We start from the raw sequence: 21,614 nt of genomic DNA on the forward strand, positions 1-21,614 counted from the left end.
ACATCATGGCAGCGCGGCAGTCTCAATGGCAAAAAGTTCATCACTACACATGGTTGGTGGGTGGGGCTGTGTGTCTGTTCGCTGCATTGGTTTTTTGGGCGATTACAGATACCAAAGAATTGGTTGAAGTTGAAAAACAAGCGGAAACCGAAGTCGATTTACAAATTCAGCCAGAGAAAGTGGCAGCAATGTCCCATCTTGGTGCATTAAATGACGAAGTGCGTCCGCTTGATATGACGACCCGTGTGGTTGCTACAGCTCAACATGAACCAGAATTCCGCGGCACTAAATTTATCAATGATTCTGCCAAGCTTTATGGTATTGAATTATTTAGGGTTTCTGAAGAAGATATTTTAAAAAGCTTTTTACGCAAGCAGCCTGAGCGTCACAAATTTATTTATCTACGTCTTTCTGGTGAAGACCATCCTGAGCAATACGTCATTTTAACAGGACCATATTCCTCGCAAAATGATGCGAAAACTGCAATGTCGAGCCTCAATATTGCTTTGCCTGCATCAATTAAACCTAAGGTTGTGGAATTTAAACAATATCAAGCATATGTGAATGATTTGGGCACGGAAGAAATGTCGTCGAGTCAAAAGTTATATGCTGTTAAATTAAAATCTGTGCCTTTACCGAAAATTGATGAAGCCCAAATCGCTGCACGAAAAGCAGCGGCTGCAGCGACGGTAACAACACCAACTAATGCAACGACAAGTACTACGGTGACTCGTCGTGATGCTGAAGGAAATGTGATTGATGTGCAAAAATCACAAAGTAGTGTAGATGCACCACGTCCAAAACCTGCACCGGTAGAACAAGAAGTAACCGATCCATTTAATTAGTTCTAAAATAGCGCAAGACGTCTTAGGAAAAGCCTAAACTGCACAGAAAAAGTGCATAAAATAAAAAAAGAACAATTTGAATAATTTGTTATAACTAAAAAATGCTTGTAATCAGCCATCTTAGGAGAAAATGCATCAAGTTGGCATATAAATTGCTTGATTGGTGCGTAAATTGAACTTTTCTCCCTGTTTTGGCGCGAAAATGATTCGATAAAAGTGCGAAGTCATTAATCCAGTCGTTATCCCTGATCTGAACTGCAAAAGCAGAAAATTTGACTTTTTATTCATGCATCAAAGATGAATTCGGTTTATCTTAAGGGTGTGAATAAGAAATAATTTTGCTCGACAGAACAATTCATGTGAGTAAGTTAAGACGAATCGCAACGAGAAATTAGTTTGTTAAGTGCTCGAAAGAGCTGTAAAGAAAAGAAGGGTACGCTATGCACATGCCATCGCCTAATACTGTAGCTCCCGCTCAAGGTTTATACCAACCGGATGAGTTTAAAGATAACTGTGGTTTCGGTTTAATCGCCCATATGCAGGGTGATGCAAGCCATGATCTCGTTAAAACCGCAATGCATAGTTTAAGTTGTATGACCCACCGTGGTGGTATTGCCGCAGATGGCAAAACCGGTGACGGCTGTGGTCTACTCCTTGCTATGCCAAAAGAATTTTTCCGTGAAGAAGCGAAAAAACTCAGTGACATTACATTGAGTGAAATCTTTGCTGTGGGTACGGTATTTCTAAATCTAGACCCTGCATTAGCCGCACATGCAAAACAAATTTTAACCAAAGAAATCGAAGACGAAGGCTGTAAAGTCATCGCTTGGCGTGTTGTGCCAACCAATAACGATGCGTTGGGTTCAATCGCGATGCAGTCATTACCTGCATTTGAACAAATTATCGTGAATTGCCCAATGGGTGTTTCAGAGGTTGAATTCAACCGTAAGTTGGTGATGGCACGTCGTCGTGCAGAACAACAACTGACTGCTGACCCATACTTCTATGTAACCACTTTATGCTCAACTGTGATCAGCTATAAAGGTTTGATGATGCCAGCAGCCATTGCTGACTTCTATACCGATCTTGCTGATGAGCGTTTAAAGTCACACATCGTGGTATTCCATCAGCGTTTCTCAACCAATACCTTACCGCGTTGGCCTTTGGCACAGCCGTTCCGTTACTTGGCGCACAATGGTGAAATTAACACCATTACCGCAAACCGTAACTGGGCGATGGCGCGTACACCAAAATTTGAAAACCCATTATTGCCGGGTTTAACTGAGCTGAATCCAATCGTAAACCGTACAGGTTCGGATTCTTCAAGCTTAGACAATATGCTGGAAATCCTTGTTGGTGGCGGTATGGACTTGTTTCGTGCGCTACGCATGTTGGTTCCACCAGCTTGGCAAAACGTTGAAACTTTAGATGCGGATTTACGTGCATTCTATGAATTCAACTCGAAGCATATGGAAGCTTGGGATGGTCCAGCAGGTCTGGTAATTCAAGATGGTCGTCATGCGATTTGTATGCTTGACCGTAATGGTTTACGTCCAGCACGTTGGGTGATTACCAAAAATGGTTACATCACTTTGGCATCAGAAATTGGTGTTTGGGGTTATGAACCTGAAGACGTTGTGTCTAAAGGTCGTGTCGGTCCGGGTCAAATTTTGGTGATCGATACCTTTACTGGCAAAATGCTCGATACTCAAGATGTGAGTAATCACCTCAAACGTATGCGTCCTTACCGTCAGTGGTTACGTGAAAACTCAGTACGTGTACAAGGCAGTCCAGAGCTGGAAGAATATTTATGTGATCAAGGCTTAAAAGGCGATGACCTGAAAGCTTCACAAAAAATGTTCATGGTGACATTTGAAGAACGTGACCAATTGCTTCGTCCAATCGCTGAAAGTGGTCAGGAAGCCGTGGGCTCAATGGGTGATGATACGCCAATGGCAGTATTGTCTCGTCAGGTGCGCCATGTGTCTGACTACTTCCGTCAGCAGTTCGCTCAGGTTACGAATCCGCCAATCGATCCATTACGTGAATCGATCGTAATGTCGTTAGAGACATGTCTCGGCCGTGAACAAAATGTATTTGAACAAGGTCCAGAGCATGCAGATCGTCTGATCATTTCAAGCCCAGTACTGTCAAATTCGAAAATGCATCAAATTCGTACTCTTGGTCGTAAAGGTTACGAAATTGCAGACATCGACCTGAACTATGCAGAAGATGAAGGCTTAGAAGCTGCTATCGCACGTATTTGTGAAGAATCTGCGCAAGCGATTCGCGATGGAAAAACTTTACTTGTATTGTCTGATAAGAAAATTCGTCAAGGTTTCTTACCTGCAAATGCATTGATGGCAACTGGTGCGGTTCACCACTATTTAATCAATGTGGGTCTACGTACAGATGCCAACATCATTGTCGAAACTGGTTTGGCGCGTGATGCGCATCAGTTTGCGGTGATTCTTGGTTTCGGTGCGACAGCGATCTATCCTTACCTTGCATATGACGTGATTAATGACTTGATCGCCAAAGGTGAGTTGCTGGGTGACCCAATTCATGCGCAAGCGAACTTCCGTAAAGGTATTGAGAAAGGCTTATTGAAAGTACTTTCTAAGATGGGTATTTCTACTGTTGCCTCTTACCGTGGCGGTCAGCTGTTTGAAGCAGTCGGCCTCTCTGATGAAGTGGTTGCAAAATGCTTTACGGGTGTACCGAGTCGTATTAAAGGCGCAACATTCTCTGATCTAGAAAATGACTTGAAAAAATTGGCAGATTTGGCGTGGAAATCACGTAAGCCAATCGATCAAGGCGGTATGCTTAAATTTGTATTCGGTAAGGAATATCACGCATTTAACCCAGACGTGATCAATGCGCTGCATAAATCTGTGCGTTCTGGTAATTATGCGGACTTTAAAGAATACGCAGAGCTAGTGAATAACCGTCCAATCGCGACGATTCGTGACTTATTCAAGCTGAAAACAGATCAATCGATTGCACTCGATCAAGTTGAATCCGTAGAAGAAATTCTGCCGCGTTTTGACTCGGCAGGGATGTCTTTAGGTGCTTTATCACCTGAAGCGCACGAAGCTATTGCAATCGCAATGAATACCATTGGCGGTCGCTCGAACTCGGGTGAGGGCGGCGAAGACCCAGCGCGTTACGGCACTATCCGTAACTCGAAAATCAAACAAATTGCATCTGGCCGTTTTGGTGTGACCCCTGCATATCTAACTTCTGCAGAAGTCCTTCAAATTAAAGTGGCGCAAGGTGCAAAACCAGGTGAAGGTGGTCAGTTGCCGGGCGGTAAAGTGAATGGCTTAATTGCACGTTTACGTTACTCAGTACCGGGTGTGACATTAATTTCTCCGCCACCGCATCACGACATCTACTCAATCGAAGATTTATCACAGTTAATTTTCGATTTAAAACAGGTTAACCCACAGGCGATGGTGTCCGTTAAGCTGGTTTCTGAGCCGGGTGTTGGTACGATTGCGGCAGGTGTAGCAAAAGCATACGCAGACTTCATTACCATTTCTGGTTATGACGGTGGTACAGCGGCTTCTCCACTTTCTTCAATTCACCATGCAGGTTCACCATGGGAACTTGGTCTGAGCGAGGCGCATCAAGCACTTCGCGTAAATGACCTACGTGGTAAAGTACGTGTACAAACTGATGGTGGTTTGAAAACAGGTCTAGACGTTGTAAAAGCAGCGATTCTAGGGGCTGAAAGTTTCGGTTTCGGTTCTACGCCAATGATCGCATTGGGTTGTAAATACCTACGTATTTGCCACTTAAACAACTGTGCGACCGGTGTTGCAACACAACAAGATCATTTACGTCAGGAACACTATATCGGTGAGCCTGAAATGCTGATCAACTTCTTCCACTTTATTGCGGAAGAAACACGTGAATGGTTAGCAGCGCTAGGCGTTGCAAGTCTGAAAGATTTGATTGGCCGTACAGATTTACTGGAAATGCTTCCGGGTGAAACTGAAAAACATGCACACCTTGATTTGAGCGCATTGCTCCAATCGCATCCTGCGGCTGAAGGCAAAGCACAGTACTGTGAAGTACAAGGTAATGCACCATTCGATAAAGGTTTATTGGCTGAGAAAATGGTAGCTGAAATGCTGCCAGCGATTGAAGCAGGCACAGGCGGTGAATATAGCTTCACTATCGGTAACTGTGACCGTTCAATTGGCGCGCGTATTTCGGGTGAGATTGCAAAACGTTATGGCAACCTCAGTATGGAAGCGCACCCTGTTAAAGTTAAATTAACAGGGACTGCAGGTCAGTCATTGGGTGTTTGGAACGCCGGCGGTTTACACATCAGCCTAGAGGGTGATGCGAATGACTACGTGGGTAAAGGTATGGCTGGTGGTCGTATCTCGATCTTCCCACCGAAAGGTTCACCATTCCAAACGCAAAATACTGCGATTATTGGTAACACCTGTTTGTATGGTGCAACAGGCGGTAAATTGTTTGCTGCAGGTACAGCAGGCGAGCGTTTTGCTGTACGTAACTCAGGTGCGTTTGCCGTGATTGAAGGTGCAGGCGACCACTGCTGTGAATACATGACGGGTGGTATCGTGACTGTATTGGGTAAAGTGGGTCATAACTTTGGTGCGGGTATGACAGGCGGTTTCGCTTATGTGCTCGACCTCGACAATGACTTTGTTGACCATTACAACCACGAACTGATTGAATTGAACCGTATCTCTACAGAATCGATGGAAGAACACAAAGAGTTCTTGTGCCGTATCTTAGATGAACATATTAAAGAAACAGGTAGTGCTTGGGCGTATAAGATCCGCAACGAGTTTGACTTCTATAGCCGCAAATTCTGGCTTGTGAAACCAAAAGCTGCTAATTTGCAGACTTTGTTGAAAACAACTCAAGCTGATCCACAATAATTCCACTACTGCAGATTTGATAGGCAGGTGTAAGTCCAAACATGCTTACACCTACCCACGGAGAGAGACATGGCAGAGCGCCTAAATAATGACTTTCAGTTCCTGGATGTAGCACGCCAAGATCCAGAGAAAAAAGATCTAGTTGTCCGCAAAGCAGAATTTGTGGAAATCTATAAACCGTTTACAGCTGAAGTTGCAAAAAACCAAACACACCGCTGCTTAGGTTGCGGTAACCCGTATTGTGAATGGAAATGTCCAGTACATAACTACATTCCAAACTGGCTAAAACTGATTGCAGAAGGTCGCATTTTCCAAGCAGCAGAATTGTGTCATCAAACCAACACTTTGCCTGAAGTTTGTGGTCGTGTGTGCCCGCAAGACCGTTTATGTGAAGGCGCATGTACGCTAAATGACGGCTTTGGTGCAGTCACCATTGGTAATGCTGAAAAATACATTAACGATACAGCCTTTGCATTGGGCTGGCGCCCAGATATGTCACACGTTAAGTGGACAGACAAAAAAGTTGCGATTATTGGTGCAGGTCCTGCTGGCCTTGGCTGTGCAGATATTCTTGTACGTAATGGTGTGAAGCCAGTCGTATTTGATAAGCGTCCTGAAATTGGTGGTTTGCTGACATTTGGTATTCCAGAATTCAAAATGGAAAAAGACGTAATGAAACGTCGCCGTGAGATTTTCTCTGGCATGGGCGTTGAATTCCGTCTAAATACTGAAATTGGTAAAGATGTGACGATTGATCAGCTTTTGGCTGATTACGACGCTGTATTCATGGGTATGGGAACCTATACTTACATGAAGGGCGGTTTCGCGGGTGAAGACCTTGTTGGTGTTCATGATGCACTGGATTTCTTGATTGCCAATGTCAACCGTACGCAAGGTTGGGAAAAAGATCCATCTGAATACATCAGCATGGAAGGCAAAAAAGTGATTGTTCTCGGTGGTGGTGATACCGCGATGGACTGTAACCGTACCTCGATCCGTCAAGGTGCCGAATCCGTTGTCTGTGCCTACCGTCGTGATGAAGAAAACATGCCGGGTTCACGTCGTGAAGTGAAAAATGCGCGAGAAGAAGGCGTAGATTTCCAATTTAATCGTCAGCCGATTGAAATTGTAGGTGAAAATGGCAAAGTAACGGGTGTTAAAGTTGTGACTACACAGCTTGGTGCGCCTGATAGTCGCGGTCGTCGTAGCCCTGAGCCAGTTCCAGGTTCAGAAGAAATTTTACCAGCAGATGCAGTATTGCTAGCCTTTGGTTTTCGTACAAGCCCCGCAGATTGGTTTACTACATCAAACATCAGTATGGATGGTTCAGGTCGCGTCATTGCTGCTGAACAGCAAGAATTTAAGTTCCAAACATCGAATCCGAAAATTTTTGCCGGCGGTGATATGGTACGTGGATCTGACCTTGTGGTAACCGCAATCTGGGAAGGTCGCCAAGCTGCCGAAGGTATTCTTGACTATTTAGATGTTTAAGTCATGACATGCCAGTGATTGCATTGGATTTATTCAAAAAAACTCGCTTCGGCGGGTTTTTTATTTTTTGGAATTTACCTCAAATGACACGTAAATGGATTTTGCAGATAAATACGCTGAAAAGTTGTCAGACAGTGCTTTAGAATGGTGAATTATGCAAATGTGCTAGCACATTTTGCCATGTGTGAAAGAGCTTAGGAATTACATACTGCGATCATGATCTAAATCTTAGGAAGCGACCATGACGCAAGTGACGACACAAAAAACATATCTAAATCGTCCTAAAGCCATTGGCATTACGGTACGTCGAGCACAATTCAATCCTAAAGCGATTCGTCGGCATTATTTTGCCAACTCACCGGTGATGTCGCATTTGTTGACGGCATTGTCATCGACCTTTCCCATTGGTGAGCAATTCTTTGTGCATAGCGTGCGTAATGTACGCGATAAAGTCAGTGATGAAAAATTGCAAGCTGAGATCGCGGCATTCATTGGGCAAGAAGCGATGCACTCCAAAGCCCATGCTGAATTTAACGATGCTTGGCGCAGTGAAAGCTATAATTTAGATCGTTTCCAAGCATGGCTGGCGCGTAAAGACAGCTATGTAAAAAACTTACATCCAAAGATTCAACTTGCAATCACCTGTGCATTTGAACATTTTACCGCATTGCTCGGTGGTTATATTTTAAGACATCCTGAAGTGCTCAGTACTTTAGATGATGATGCGGTGAAACTTTGGGTGTGGCATGCGATTGAAGAGATTGAGCATCGCGCAGTGGCATTCGATGTATATCAGCATGTCTATGGTGATGATAAAATACGTCGCATGATTATGCGCAGTGTGACCACAGGTTTTGCTAGTCTCACGTTTTATTCTGCAACTAAGCTATTTATGCAGGATAAGAAAAAAAGTTTGCCAAAGCTGGGCGGAAATATTTTCGGGGCGTATTTATTGGCAAAAATGTTTATTCAATTGACGCCAGAATATTTGTCATATTACAAAGCAGAATTTCATCCGAGCGAAATTGATTACAGTCAGATCGTGAAATATTGGAAAGAACGCCTTGCTGATGAATATCAAATGGAAAGTTTTCAGACTGAAATTACACCGCAATTGTATAGTTAATTCAAAATGTTAAAAAAGCCCGAGTTATGGGCTTTTTTTTATGCTAAATATTTTTCGAGTAGATCAGTTTAATCACAAAGAAAATACATAATTCATTCGAAAAATAAGGTTAGAATGAATTTATTTAAACAATTACAAATAAATACTTGAGGTTAAGGGTTATGAATTCAATGAAAAAAAGCATGCTCGCAATCGCATTAGTCAGTACGTTGACCCTGAGTGGTTGTGGTTATAACACATTACAAGTTAAAGACGAAGCCGTTACAGCAGCATGGTCTGAAGTGCAAAACCAATATCAACGCCGTGCAGATTTGGTACCGAATCTTGTCAATGTGGTTAAAGGTTACGCGAAACATGAGGAACAAGTGCTGACCGAAGTGACTCAAGCACGTGCCAATGTTGCGGGCTTAAAAGTGGATAAGGAAGTTTTAGAAGATCCAGCACTGTTCCAAAAATATCAAGAAGCGCAAGCGCAGATGACCAGCGCACTTTCTCGTTTAATTGCAGTCTCGGAAAATTATCCAGACTTAAAAGCCAATGAGCAATTCCGTGATTTACAGGTACAGCTTGAAGGCACTGAAAACAGGATCGCTGTCGCACGTAATCGCTACATTACTACGGTACAAGACTTTAACGGCTATGCACGCCAGTTCCCGCAAGTGATGACAGCTAAAGTCATCGGCATGGATACTAAGCCTAACTTTAGCGCAGAGCAAAGTGCACAAACTGCACCGAAAGTTGATTTTAATTAATTGGCATCACTGCATTGTGAGGTGGGCTGATGGTGGATTTTGAGCTAAAACATACAGGTTTGTTGTGGTTGCAGCGCATGGTTTTAGCATGCTTATTGTGTGTGGTGGGTTTCACACATGCAGAAACTGCCACCGCTACAGATGTAGATGCTGAAACAGTTGTTGTCGGTAAAATATTAAAAGATCAACAGTCAGCTACGCAAAAAGATACAATAGCACAGCCTGAAATCAAAATTCAGCAGCCGAATATCGCTAATGATATGGCAGATGGCGAGTCGATTCGTGGCTTGCCGACGCTAAATGAACCGGTAGTTGATCAAGCAAATTTACTTTCGGCTGCTGAAAAGCAAGCCATTAGCCAGAAAATTTTACAGTTACACGAACAAGGCAAGGCACAAGTTGGCATCGTGATTGTGCCAACCACAGGTCAAGAAGATATTTTTGATTACGCCATGCGTGTTGCAGAAAAATGGCAACTCGGTTCAGCAAAACGTGACAATGGGATATTGATGGCGATCGCTGTGAATGATCGTCGTATACAGATTCTGACTGGATATGGCTTTGAAGGCATTATGCCGGACATTATTGTTAGTCGAATTATCCGTAATCAAATCACGCCGTATTTTAAGCAAGCTCAGTATGCTCAAGGCATTGATGCTGGCTTAACGGAAATAACACGTATTTTAAATCAAGACCCTGAAGTTGCAGCTCAAGCAGCCCAAGAGTTAAAAGAACGTCAGGAACAAGCCTTACACGAGCAACAAGCCAAAGAGAAAACGTTTACAACGGTTCTCATCATTTTGGTGATTGGTATTTTTGCATCCTTTATTGTGGGTAAGCGCTTAAGTGCGTCAACTGCTGCTGTTGCAGGTACCGTTGCGGGTTTGGTCAACGGTGCAGGTCTACTCACCAGTCTGTTGATGGGTGGAGCAATTTTCTTTCTACTCATCACTGCCATTGCTCAAACCATTTTTCAAATGTTCCTTGCTGGTGGTGGGGGCAGTGGAGGCCGTAGCGGAGGTGGTGGCTTTGGTGGCGGCGGCTATAGCGGAGGCGGTGGTGGCTTTGGCGGTGGGGGAGCATCAGGTTCATGGTAACGAAAACAGAAACAACAGAAATTGTCACCTGTCCTAAAACACAGGAAATACAGCAACCAAGTTTTAAACGCTGGTTGAAGCACTTCTTTTATATGCCTGCAGCAAACCGCTTTTTTAATAAGCAAGATCAGCAGGCGATTGCTCAGGCGGTGACAGAAGCTGAACATGGCCATGTGGGCGAAATACAAGTGGTGATCGAAGGGCATATTCCTTCGAACCAAGCCTATTATCAAAATACCCGCGCACGTGCTGAACAGCTCTTTGCTGAATTGGGTGTGTGGGATACAGAATTTAATAGTGGTGTTTTGCTTTATTTAAACTTATGTGAACGTCAGGTTGAAATTGTCATTGATCGCGGGATGAGACAGGCAACCGATGCCCAAGTGTGGCAGGCTATTTGCGCGCGAATTATCCAAAACATGCAAAATAAACAATACCGAATAGCTTTAACGGTTGGTGTAAAAGAGATTGGTGATGTGATGGATCACTTTTATGCAGGGAAGTCTGTAGATAGAACGAATGAAATTGGAAATGCGCCAATAATTCTGCGCTAAAAAACGGTGATAAAGTGACACAAATCGTCACTTTTAAACACAAAAAGAGACGTAATGATTACAAAAAATAAAAATATTTTTTTAAAGTGCTGTTTTTTCTGTCATTTTCACTATAATAAATCTTGGCACGCTCTGTGCTATTTATAAAACAAGCTACATAGCTTTATTAAATAATTAAATTAAAAAACATTTGTGGAGAATGTTATGAAATCAGTTCAAAAGGGTTTCACTCTTATCGATACTCCATAAGTGTCCATATAAAATAAACAATCCATAAGTAAGTCAATATGGACATCAGAAAATAACTACAAACTATATCTGACTATGAAGTACAAATATTCCCTTGCTCTTCTCTTACTTATTTCCACAGTTACTCAAGCACAAACGTTAGACATAGTTAAATATTCAGTATTTCGTCAATTTCTCAAATTGCTTGGAATCAAAAAATCCAGACAGAACTTCAAAAGCTGTTAAAGCACGACCATCAAGAATTTCAATCTAACTTTGAAAATTACTCAGCCCCCTATTTACTGAGAACAGATGAGGCTTTGTATTATGAAGGTAGGTCTGTATATAGTTTAGATGCATCTTCCGCTGTCATCTTTAAAGATGGGCGATTGTTTGCTGCAATTTATTTTGCCGAAACCAAAATGTTAAAATACTTTAGCAATCATGTGAGTTGCTTAGAACAGTTACATCCAGCGATTTAAGTATTTGCTCATCAACGTGAAATTAAACATATCAAATATGCAACCGCAGGAATAGAAGCTGCGTTAAAATATAATTTTGGTTCGTTTTCTAAATGCGATGCTTACATAGAAAAGCTAAACAAATGAAGTTGAATCAAATAATCAAGTTTAGCGTATTTTATGATTTACTCTGAATCTTGTAGAAGCTATTGGTTACATGTAATATTTTTGAGAGGCTTTAATGATGGAGCTGATTATGATATTGCTAGGTTTAAGTTTAAGGCTTGACCAATAAAATAAGAGCTTGGGGTGATGTTATGACACTATCAGAACAACAGACGTCCTCAAAGGCTGTACTGGGAAAAGCGGTACTTAGAGCTGCTGAGCACCTCCATCTTAGTCAGTCTCAGCTTGCAAGAGTGCTGGGTATGGATGTCGTAGCAATAACCCAATTGCAAAACCAGACTGAAATAGATCCGAACTCTAAACAAGGTAAATTAGCATTGTTGCTGATTCGCCTATATCAAGCATTATATACTTTGACGGGTGGTGATAGGGAGTGGATAAATCACTTTCTAGCTTCAGAAAATCGAGTGACGGGAGGTATTCCTGCTAATCAAATTGAAACGATGGATGGATTGATTTCTATCCTTAATTTTATTGAATCGATAAGAGCAAAGTAGTGATGCTAATTACTCTCATTCTATGAGTCAGTAAATCATCATACTGACAAGTAACCATGAATTTAAAATGGCGTAGCACATGGAAATTAAAGAATTACAGCATGTCGAAATTATCACAGATGTGCTTTGTGATGCATGCGATAAGTCTACTCAGCTGAATTATGGGGAACTTAAGGCCGAATGGGGTTATGGTTCAACATATGATGGTGAAAAATATAGGGTTCAACTCTGTGAGGTATGTTTTTTTCGTATACTTAGAATTATAAAAGAAGAGAAATTGGATTCGGTAAAAAGTAATGCTAACCAATCGTAATTCTAAGATTTGATTAAATACTCAGCAATGATTGTTTGTAGGCTCAATATAAATTCAGGGAGATGATCGTCATCTCCCTTTTATATAGCTTATTCGCTAAAGTTTGCAAACATAATTTTGGGAAAGTTTTTCATAAAGTTGCGTCGAACTTGATTGAAATCATTGAGGTCATTTTGAGTTTTTGAAAAATGATTTACCCATGCTAAAGTTGCATCTTGATCATTTAAATTAGGATTAACATTCAAAAATAAAGCCAAATCAAATGTCCGGTCAATATTGAACTCTTTGATTAGAGCAACGGCAGTTGAGCGAATTTCTTCTGAAACAGAGAATTTTGGGGAAAAATAGTTATTCATAGCTTAGCTTCCATAGAAACAATATATAATGATGTTTAGAAAGGTTAATTTATTTTTTATAAATAAAAATAACCTGCTGTAGGGTAAAATTAGCACGGTAATTTTTATTTAGCAAGTAGAAATAACCTACAGAAAGTCATTTTATTTTTTTTTGAGTTATTATGGTTAGATGTAAGTTATCAATATTAATGGGTGAGCGTAAAATTTTAAAGTTAAGTGAGGTTGCTCAAGCGACTGGAATTAACCGTAATACTTTGACGAGCCTGTATTATGATCGTGCTATTCGGGTTGAGCTTTCAGTAGCAGATACTTTGTGTAAATATTTTAATTGCACTATGCAGGATTTATTTGAATATGTCGATGAGTAAAATCTGATTATACTAAGTGTGCTTTGGAAATTATGATGATTAATAATCACTTAATCTTTATCACAAATTTTGGAAGAAAAAGCATTTATAGCGATATCAGATGTTTGGTCCCAGTCATACCATGTAGTTAAAAAATCCTTACGAATATTTTTTGCATCCGTAGCATTCCAAAAAGCTTCCCACCAAATACTTGTACGTTCTTTCTTTAATAGAGTTAAGGGGTGTTCTTCGCGTGTCAGAATTTTTTCAAATAATTGATTGTTAATTAAATAAGAATTTGTTTTTGTTATGTATTTTGTTGATTTATATAGGTGCGAGCACAAACGAGAAAAGTCTTCCAACATGTTTCTACCACCTACACCATTGTAAGTGGAAACATGAATATTGGTAGTTAGTACTTCAACACGCCATTCTTGTAGTACCTTTATGACAAGTAAATTACCTTCTTGAGAGGTATCTCGAACAAAAATAATTTCTTGAACTTCAGACTCAAGTTTGGAAATAGGGTCTATATAAGAAAATAAAGATTTAATGTTTGAATCTACATTATGTTCAATTTTCCAGCGAGATGTTGGAATTGGGTGTCCATCTCCGTGCACCAACCAATCCTCATTAAAATATAAATAGGCTGCAATTTTCTCCAATTCAGCAAAAGAAGGCTCTTGCTTTGCTTGTAGCCAGTTTAAAAAAATTTCAGCATTTTCATAGCCGCACATTTTAGCAATATGTGAATATTTTACTACATTCATTTTAAAACTATTAATCAGATTCAAGCTATAAGCTAATCTTTCCGCTACTTCTGCTTTTCTATCAATGAGTTGGTAGTGGGCAAGTTTTAAATTTTTCGAGTTGGTTTCAAGAGGGCTTACGAAATGAAAACTTTTTTCAAGTCGATCAACGATTTCAGCGTTCATTGAACGCTTTTCTTGATTTGCAGCTTCCTCAATTTTTTGTTTTAGGTCACTTGGGACACGAATTTTTAATTGAGCATCTGGTGTTGCTAACATAAATAATACAATCCAATGTTGATAATCTTATTAAAAACAATTCTAATCAATTTGTGGATTTAATTACACCAACTTAATAAACCAAAGTGGTTCAAATGAAACTAGCAAGTTCCTCGACACAACTTAAGCTGCGTATTTCACCAGTATTAAAAACTTGGTTAAAAAAAGAAGCTCAGTTGCAAAATAGATCATTAAATTCACAAGTGAATTTTATTTTAACTCAATTTAAGGAAAGCATGGAGAATCGATTAAAAAATTGAATTAACTTTTTATTCGGCAAAAAGTATAAAAGCCCATACTTAAAACATTAATGTTGTTAGTATGAGCCTTTATATAGTGTCTTGATTGGCGTCCAGACACTTCTATTTTGATGAATAGGGACAATCTTGTCAATCCTATCTCAAAATCGCTTTTTGCCTGTTTTTTAATAAACAGGAGACTCAAATGAGCACTAAATTTAAAAATGGTCAGTCGCGCTACCGGTCCGAAGCTGAAGTTGTGACTCTCACAAAATTTCAGTTGTCTACATTAACTCAAGCAGTACGTTGTTTAGATGATGCAGAATTTGAAAAGTATGGTGATGTCTATTTAGAATTCCCCGTAATTATTCAAGGGGATGGCAGCGCATCAGAAATTTTTAATCTGTACTTGTTGAAGAAACTAGAGCAAACATTAAATTATAACTTTAAGACCTTTGGATCAATAGCAGATCAATTGGTCGATTTTTTACGCTTCTTGGAAGATGAAAAGCTTGACTGTTTAAAGTTTAATAAAGTGAAACAACTGAATGCAATTTTTAAATACCGTACTCGATTAATAGAGCAGACCAATGCAGACTTGATTAAACCAAGCACCGCTCGTGGCAGAATTAATGCCGCGGTGAATTTTTATCGACTTCTTGTGACAGAAGATTTGGTTGATCATCAGCGTTATGGTATCCCTTTTCAAGATGTCTACAAATACATTGCAGTGGATAATGAATTTGGCGCAAGTAGGCAAATGGCGATCAAGTCACATGATCTTTCGATTTGTGTTCCAGGTAAAGCCCCAAACCCTGAAGCTATTATCGATGGCGGTGAGCTGAGACCGCTGATATTTGAAGAGCAAGCGATAGTATTAAAAGCACTGCAAAAATCATCACGTGAATATCAGTTAATATTTTATCTTGCACTTTTTACAGGTGCTCGCCTGCAAACGATTTGTACTTTGCGGATTAAATATTTGGTAGAGCGTCAGCCAGATAGTCATGGTTTTATTCGCCTGCCAGTAGGTGCGGGTACTGGCATCGATACCAAGTTTCAAAAGCCAATGACGTTGTTGATTCCACAGTGGCTAGCGCACGACATTAAAATCTATATTAATAGTGAACAGGCTCGTCAACGTAGAATAAAGTCAAATTATGGTGATTCAAATGAAAATTATGTGTTTCTCACCAAGTTAGGCACTCCTTTTTATACAAGTAAAGTAGAACAACAGGAACTAACTGAAAGAATCAAAGCCTCAGAATCCATTACTGAAAAACTTAAACTGTACGAAGGTGAAGCAGTACGTAGCTATTTAAAAATAGTGTTATTACCTACAATCAGATTAATTGATACGCAATTTCAAAGTTTTAAATTTCATGATTTGCGTGCTAGTTTTGGTATGAATCTGCTCGAGAGTCAGTTGAAATACCTACCTGATGGACATAGCCACATGACAGCAGTGGAATATGTGCAAGCTAGAATGGGTCATAGCAACATAAAAACTACCTTGCAGTATCTGAATTATAAATCACGGTTACAGTGGCGAAGTAAAGTTCAGCATGAGTATGAATCGAGTTTAATGCAATACGTGATGTCTTCTGTGAATAAAACAGGAGATGCTTTATGAATTTTAATAGCTCTCCTTTTTTTGTAGATATTTCTAATGTAGACATACAAATTACAGAACATGAACGCCTTGTGCTTGTAGGTAAAGATAAAACAGCTGCTTCTGGTTCTAAGAATTTGGATATTGGAATATTGTTTTATAAAAAAAGAGCATCTAGAGATGTTTTGTCTGAACAGCAAATGTCTGCCTCTTTTGATGAAAAAAGACGCTACTTTTTGCAATGCTTGACAGATTATTTGATGCAAATGAATGGATCAGATTTATCAAAAGGACTCTTTTATTACACTAGTAAAATGTTTCTAGATTGGGTGGATCAGCAAAAGAAAGTTTTTGATCTATCGGATAAAATCAGTGTGATAGATGCTTACCAGCGTTACAGTAAGCATCTCGTCGATCGGACTTTGCTATCTGATACAGTAGCAAAATATTTAGTAGCCCATACAGCTAAGATTTATCAACGCAATGTAGCCAAAGTGATCGCTTATGCGTTTAACTGTCATGAAGCTGATATTTTCGCACAAGCACTGCAAGTACAGTCACAGCGCTATGATGTTCCTATCTTGCCTTTAGCTGAACAGGATCATCAGAAGACTTATGCTACCTTGTTGAATGTATTTCTAGAAATTCATCGTATCGTTGTGCAGGAGGGAAATTTCCCCGCTCATTTTCAATCGATTGATGAAGAAAGTTTCTTTTTCTATTCCGGTTTTCATCATCAAACTGAAAAACAGCATATTCAATTTGATATGCAAAGCTATTTAGCCAAATATGCAGTTATCCCAGCTTTTTCCAAAATGCTGGCTGATTTTGAGCTTGCTGAAGATAGTGAGCATAGAAAACGCTTACGTGAAAACCGTAATGAAACCCTGCATAAATTGCAACAACGTAATGTAGATAAGCGACACATAGAGCGTGAAAGACTCGCCTCCTATGGTTTAGTCATCGGTATGCTGTTATTTATTGCACAGACTGGAGCAAATTTAGACACGGCTCAGCAATTGCAACTGGAGACTATGAAAGTTTTGCCCTCCACTCAGGGCAGGCGATTTTCAGGCACGAAAAGCCGTGCAGGCGGAAAACAAGTTCAACCTGAATTTGGGATTCAATTTGAGCCAATTTTTAGGAAAATTTTGGAACTTAGAGCTTGGTATATTCAAGATGAGCAGTGTGGTTTTGTCTTTCCACTGCGTAATGAAATTCAAAAATTTGGACCAGTTGGATACGGCAAGCTGCAATTAGTCAAAAGATTTTTAAAGCGTATTTTTCCAAAAATGTTTTGGATTACTCCGCAGCAATGGCGTAAGCACGTCAGTAGTCAATATGTTGAGCTGAGTAATGGTGATCTCTTGCTCGAAGCTGAAAAAATGGGGCATTCACTCGATACAGCCCGAAATAATTATGTGCGTACTTCATTTAAAGAAGCAGGTCAGCAAATTTCTCAATTTTTTAATGAGCTGCGAAGCATTTCGGTTGCAAAAACTCGAACTGTTGAACATATTGCTGTGCAAACTATTGATGTGACTCTAGATAGTCATATCTTACCTGTCGGTGCATGCACTACTACAATACTACAACCTGAAAAAGCGCTCGGTTTAACCGAGCAAGCTCCTACACCTAACTGCCAACAATTTGAGCATTGCCTGTTCTGCCAGCACTATGCAATTCATGCCGATGACGAAGACGTACGTAAGCTTTTGTCACTAAAAAGTTTACTCGGCTACGTCAAACAAAAAGCAACTAATCTAATCAAGTGGGAACAACAGTTCGGGGTTGTACTACATCGTATTGATGAAGTGCTCACTGAGCTGTCGAACACTTACGCTACTTTACGAGATCGTATTTTCTCGATTCAAGAAGAGGTTGAAAGTGGCGATTTAGATGCATATTGGCTGAATCATTTTGAGTTGCTTGTCGAGCTAGGATGGGTGTCATGAGTTCCTTTAATTCTTATTTATATGCGATTGGTGCTAAACAATTTTTACCAGATGAGTATCATCTTGAAAATAATCAGCTTACTGTTCCTGCATCCTTTATTCTATCCCGAATGCCAAATAGTGCAACATTGTCTAAATACGGAGATGATATTTGGGACTTCTCACCCTATTTACCGAATTGCCATTGTAGATTAAATTTTAATACATGGCTTCACAGTGCACGTGAAGATGATTTTCTCTTCTGTCAAATTCGCACAGAAATGAAAAAAATCGCTTTTGCGCTGCTATACGTCAAAACAGGTAAGCCGATTATCAAAAGTATTGAAAATCGGCATACTGTACTACGACATTTAGCTGCAATTGCGTATAGAAATGGCTGCACTTTACAGCAATTATTTACAGATGCAGTCTATATTACAAAATTACAAGAAGCGTATGTGGGATTCAGTTTTAGAATTGCTTCATGTCTCAAGGCTTTGCTGAAAGATTGCTTTTCTATACAGCAGCAATACCCTGACCTTATTCCTGCATTTACTCTCTATAAGCCGATTTTGCATCTGGAAAAAGTCATTGCCAAATTGCGGATACAATCTAACAAAATTGGACCGCAAACCAAACTTATTCCATCTAGAATTTATATAAAATTAATCAATGGGTTGTCTGAAAAGCTGACTGAGTTTAACCAAAATGCACCTGCCTTACAGCAATGGTTTCAGCGTATCCTGCAAGACAAGAATTTTGCTCGTATGCCGGCTGAGTTTAAACGAACACAGCATGCAACAAGTTTTACCGATGCTCGTGATTTGCTTGGTTTAACTGATTTTTTTGAAAATAATAACATTCAAAAACACGCGAATCTAACTCGCTATATCACGTTAATTCAAGGTATAGCGAAGCTTTGGATTCACCTATTCACAGGTATGCGTGACAATGAAGTGAATCAACTGTCTTATGACTGCTATCAAACTGTTCAGAGTAATGAGCATGTTGTGCATGTACTGATGGGTTATACCTCTAAACTGCATGGCGGTGGTAATAAATCGACATATTGGATCACGTTTGAAGATATTCAGTTTGGTATTAATGCAGCACAAAGTATTGGCGAAATCTATGCCTTGCTCAATCCGCATTATGATATGTCTAATCCTGCAGAATACCCGCTATTTCCAACAAGATTTTCTCAAAAATATAGACATAAAAAAAATCTGAATATCAAGAAGGAAACGGATTATGTATCACACTTTAACGGAGCACCTATTCGTTCATATTCGAGTTTTAATCATTACATACCTCGAATTCTGTCTGTTGTTGGTGATGATCTACGAATTTGTGAAGAGGATCTGGCGGAGTTAGAAGCTTTCGATGGTTTCCGCAATTGGCGTGAAGAAAAAGACTGTCAAATTGGTGAATATTGGAATATTTGTACGCATCAATTTAGACGCTCGTTAGCTGTATATGGTGCGCGTTCAGGGATTATTGGGCTAGCAGCTTTGTCGGTTCAATATAAGCATTTAACCGAAGCAATGACACTTTATTACCGAGACAATGCAGTATTTGCTCCGAATATTTTAGCCAGCGATAGCCAAAAGGAATTTATTCAAGAGCTGGAATATCAGCGGTTAGTGCATTCTTATGCGCAATTTGAAGAGGGTGTGATTAATAGCTCTAGTAAGCTATTTGGTGGTGCGGGAACCTACTTACAGTTGCAAAAAGACCGTGAGCAATTGTTGACGGTTTTTCCAGACCGTGATGGAACCATCAAGCGCATGAAGAGGGGGGAAATTGCCTATAAACCGAGTCTTTTTGGTGCTTGTACAAATCCAGATTCTTGCGAAAAAATTTCTTTTACAGCTATGACTAGTTGCTTGAGTTGTGCTCATGCGGTATTTGATTCCGTCAGTGCTGATAAAATGCAGAAAGCAGTTCAGAAATTGCAACGAGTGCGAGATGCGCAAGTACATAGTAGTTTGCTGTACAAACAAATGGACAGCGACATTACAGCTTTAGATAAAATGATTCGAAAAATTAAAACGATCAATATTGAGATTTAAAACATGACTGCACTTAATGATTATAAAGCCGCTTTAGAGCGGTTAAAAGCCAATAAACCAAACGTCCTACCCAAAGGTTCTGCGATTAATAATGATACTGTGGCACTTGAGGCTGGGCGTAAGCGGGGTTCGATTAAGAAAAGCCGTCATGCTGCACTTATAGAGGCAATTGAGCTAGCTGCGCAGGAAATGGGGCAAGAAAACCTTTCTCCTGCACAACAGATTGAACAGGCAAAAATCAAGACCAAGGCGGTTAAAACAGATTATGAGCAGTTAAAGGAGGATTATGAAAAACTGCTGGAAAAGATGAATTCGCTGTTGTTGGAAAATTTTGAGTTGAGGCAGAAAGCCTAAGATTAAGTGATCATACCGCTAACTTAATAATTAGCGGTAAATTAATTTTAGATGAATTCAACTTTCATAATGATTGAGTAGAGATAAACCTGAGCTTAAGCGATCAGAAAGAATGGATGTTGCTTTTTCTGAAAATTTAATATCTTGTATTAACCATTGCTGAAAAATTTCAGAATCTATTTCAGATTGATCCAAGTGAATTTGAATAATAAAGTCATACCATGCAAGTTCATCACTTGAATTGAAATTTGCATTCATGCTTGGATTGACTAAGGCTTTAAATGTATTGAGTTTCTGTCGTGCTTGTGGCGATAAGTTTTTTTCTAGTGCTTCTAAAAGCATAAATTTCTCCTTTTAGAGTGATAAAAACAAAAAAAACGCATCAAATTTGATGCGTCTTTATTTAAATTACTCAAGACCTATTATTGGTATGCTTTTGGAAGAATATTTACGTCAGATGGTGTTCCAGTATGAGAATAAGACCAAAGACCATCAGTGGTTCGAGTTACAACTAATGCTACACCAGTAAGTTGAGATGGAGCATTCGCTAATGTACAAGTAAGTGTACCAGCACCAGCAGCAATCGTGCTCACAGTAGTACAATTTGCAGTGGCAAGATCCACCCCTTGGGCGGTCCAATCACTAGCAGCTGGAGCAACAACACCATCATTAATGAGTTGGTCTGCTATAGTTTTAACACCAGCTAGTTCAGCAGCAGCAGCAGCAGCTTTAGAGCGTGCTTGATATTTACTATATGCTGGAATCGCAATCGCAGCTAGAATACCAATAATAGCGACAACAATCATGAGCTCGATGAGCGTAAAGCCTTTTTGTGCGTTCATAACATTCTCCACAAATGTTTTGTTAATTTAGTTATAAGCTTTGTAAGCTGGTTTATAGTTTGCACAAAGTGTGCCAAAGCATATTATCTAAATATCTCACATGAAATCAATACATTGTTTATGTGATTAACAGTCACAAAAAAATATTAGGTAATTTTATGTAATAAAGTGACGTAAATTGTCAGCTTTGTATGCATTGTGATAGTGCTTATGGTCAATCGTTTTGGGTTAAGACAGGCTTAACATTTGCTCACTTAAAAGAAAGGGTCGTGCAGGGAGAAGCGGTTAAGGGTTTGAGCAGTGCCTAGCATACTTTAAAAAGAAAAGTAGCGCCCTAATGCCAGTCAGTTAAGAAATT

Annotated in this window: 18 protein-coding genes and 1 pseudogene; 15 read left to right on the forward strand and 4 right to left on the reverse strand. The window is 39.8% G+C overall.

Going from position 1 to position 21,614, the window contains the following annotated elements; translation table 11 throughout:
• Positions 1–5: 5 nt before the first annotated feature.
• The 10 genes and pseudogenes from FTU62_RS07795 (at position 6) to FTU62_RS07835 (ending at position 12,472) form a co-directional block, all read left to right on the forward strand.
• On the forward strand, positions 6–845 hold the full coding sequence (locus FTU62_RS07795) for a hypothetical protein (protein WP_180088925.1): 840 nt from the start codon (positions 6–8) through the stop codon (positions 843–845).
• A 446-nt stretch (positions 846–1,291) separates the two neighbouring features.
• Complete coding sequence (gene gltB / locus FTU62_RS07800; RefSeq protein WP_180021664.1) at positions 1,292–5,767, forward strand: glutamate synthase large subunit; 4,476 nt, start codon at positions 1,292–1,294, stop codon at positions 5,765–5,767.
• Positions 5,768–5,836: 69 nt separating this feature from the next.
• Entirely contained in the window at positions 5,837–7,258 is a 1,422-nt protein-coding gene (locus FTU62_RS07805; RefSeq protein WP_180024289.1) for an FAD-dependent oxidoreductase, read from the forward strand.
• A gap of 241 nt (positions 7,259–7,499) precedes the next feature.
• On the forward strand, positions 7,500–8,384 hold the full coding sequence (locus FTU62_RS07810) for a metal-dependent hydrolase (RefSeq protein WP_180102339.1): 885 nt from the start codon (positions 7,500–7,502) through the stop codon (positions 8,382–8,384).
• Positions 8,385–8,545: 161 nt separating this feature from the next.
• Positions 8,546–9,136: a LemA family protein gene (locus tag FTU62_RS07815; RefSeq protein WP_078189372.1), complete on the forward strand. Its 591-nt coding sequence runs from the start codon at positions 8,546–8,548 to the stop codon at positions 9,134–9,136.
• Between the two features lie 29 nt (positions 9,137–9,165).
• The gene (locus FTU62_RS07820) at positions 9,166–10,233 is read left to right on the forward strand and encodes a TPM domain-containing protein (RefSeq protein WP_180102340.1); all 1,068 of its coding nucleotides are present in this window, start codon (positions 9,166–9,168) and stop codon (positions 10,231–10,233) included.
• Positions 10,227–10,787: a TPM domain-containing protein gene (locus FTU62_RS07825; protein WP_180102341.1), complete on the forward strand. Its 561-nt coding sequence runs from the start codon at positions 10,227–10,229 to the stop codon at positions 10,785–10,787. The genes FTU62_RS07820 and FTU62_RS07825 overlap by 7 nt, the downstream gene beginning before the upstream one ends.
• A gap of 324 nt (positions 10,788–11,111) precedes the next feature.
• A pseudogene (locus FTU62_RS17385) lies at positions 11,112–11,623 on the forward strand (hypothetical protein).
• A 170-nt stretch (positions 11,624–11,793) separates the two neighbouring features.
• Positions 11,794–12,159, forward strand: coding sequence for an antitoxin Xre-like helix-turn-helix domain-containing protein (locus tag FTU62_RS07830; protein ID WP_180102342.1), 366 nt, complete (start codon positions 11,794–11,796; stop codon positions 12,157–12,159).
• Positions 12,160–12,238: 79 nt separating this feature from the next.
• Positions 12,239–12,472 carry a hypothetical protein gene (locus tag FTU62_RS07835; protein ID WP_180102343.1) on the forward strand — a complete coding sequence of 78 codons (234 nt, stop codon included), beginning with the start codon at positions 12,239–12,241 and terminating at the stop codon, positions 12,470–12,472.
• An 89-nt stretch (positions 12,473–12,561) separates the two neighbouring features.
• On the opposite strand, the gene FTU62_RS07840 is transcribed toward FTU62_RS07835, so the two are convergent.
• Entirely contained in the window at positions 12,562–12,828 is a 267-nt protein-coding gene (locus FTU62_RS07840; protein ID WP_180102344.1) for a hypothetical protein, read from the reverse strand.
• A 161-nt stretch (positions 12,829–12,989) separates the two neighbouring features.
• On the opposite strand from FTU62_RS07840, the gene FTU62_RS07845 reads away from it, so the two are divergent.
• Complete coding sequence (locus FTU62_RS07845) at positions 12,990–13,196, forward strand: helix-turn-helix transcriptional regulator (RefSeq protein WP_180102345.1); 207 nt, start codon at positions 12,990–12,992, stop codon at positions 13,194–13,196.
• Positions 13,197–13,246: 50 nt separating this feature from the next.
• Here the strand turns inward: FTU62_RS07845 and FTU62_RS07850 are convergent, their stop codons facing one another.
• Positions 13,247–14,203 carry an Arc family DNA-binding protein gene (locus FTU62_RS07850; RefSeq protein ID WP_180102346.1) on the reverse strand — a complete coding sequence of 319 codons (957 nt, stop codon included), beginning with the start codon at positions 14,201–14,203 and terminating at the stop codon, positions 13,247–13,249.
• 444 nt (positions 14,204–14,647) lie between these two features.
• Here FTU62_RS07850 and FTU62_RS07855 point away from each other — a divergent pair, with 444 nt between their 5' ends.
• From FTU62_RS07855 to FTU62_RS07870, 4 genes are read left to right on the forward strand one after another with little or no spacing between them, the layout of a single operon-like run.
• A complete protein-coding gene (locus tag FTU62_RS07855; protein ID WP_180102347.1) occupies positions 14,648–16,075 on the forward strand; it encodes a site-specific integrase in 1,428 nt (475 codons plus the stop codon).
• Positions 16,072–18,009, forward strand: coding sequence for a hypothetical protein (locus tag FTU62_RS07860; protein ID WP_180102348.1), 1,938 nt, complete (start codon positions 16,072–16,074; stop codon positions 18,007–18,009). The genes FTU62_RS07855 and FTU62_RS07860 overlap by 4 nt, the downstream gene beginning before the upstream one ends.
• On the forward strand, positions 18,006–20,060 hold the full coding sequence (locus FTU62_RS07865) for a hypothetical protein (RefSeq protein WP_180102349.1): 2,055 nt from the start codon (positions 18,006–18,008) through the stop codon (positions 20,058–20,060). The genes FTU62_RS07860 and FTU62_RS07865 overlap by 4 nt, the downstream gene beginning before the upstream one ends.
• A gap of 3 nt (positions 20,061–20,063) precedes the next feature.
• Positions 20,064–20,414, forward strand: coding sequence for a hypothetical protein (locus FTU62_RS07870; protein WP_180102350.1), 351 nt, complete (start codon positions 20,064–20,066; stop codon positions 20,412–20,414).
• A gap of 57 nt (positions 20,415–20,471) precedes the next feature.
• On the opposite strand, the gene FTU62_RS07875 is transcribed toward FTU62_RS07870, so the two are convergent.
• Together FTU62_RS07875 and FTU62_RS07880 are read right to left on the reverse strand one after the other, a co-directional pair.
• The gene (locus FTU62_RS07875; protein ID WP_180102351.1) at positions 20,472–20,756 is read right to left on the reverse strand and encodes a hypothetical protein; all 285 of its coding nucleotides are present in this window, start codon (positions 20,754–20,756) and stop codon (positions 20,472–20,474) included.
• An 80-nt stretch (positions 20,757–20,836) separates the two neighbouring features.
• Positions 20,837–21,256: a pilin gene (locus tag FTU62_RS07880; RefSeq protein ID WP_180102352.1), complete on the reverse strand. Its 420-nt coding sequence runs from the start codon at positions 21,254–21,256 to the stop codon at positions 20,837–20,839.
• Between the last annotated feature and the right edge of the window lie 358 nt (positions 21,257–21,614).

It is taken from the genome of Acinetobacter sp. YH12126 (assembly GCF_013418745.1).
In the GTDB taxonomy this organism is placed as follows: domain Bacteria; phylum Pseudomonadota; class Gammaproteobacteria; order Pseudomonadales; family Moraxellaceae; genus Acinetobacter; species Acinetobacter amyesii.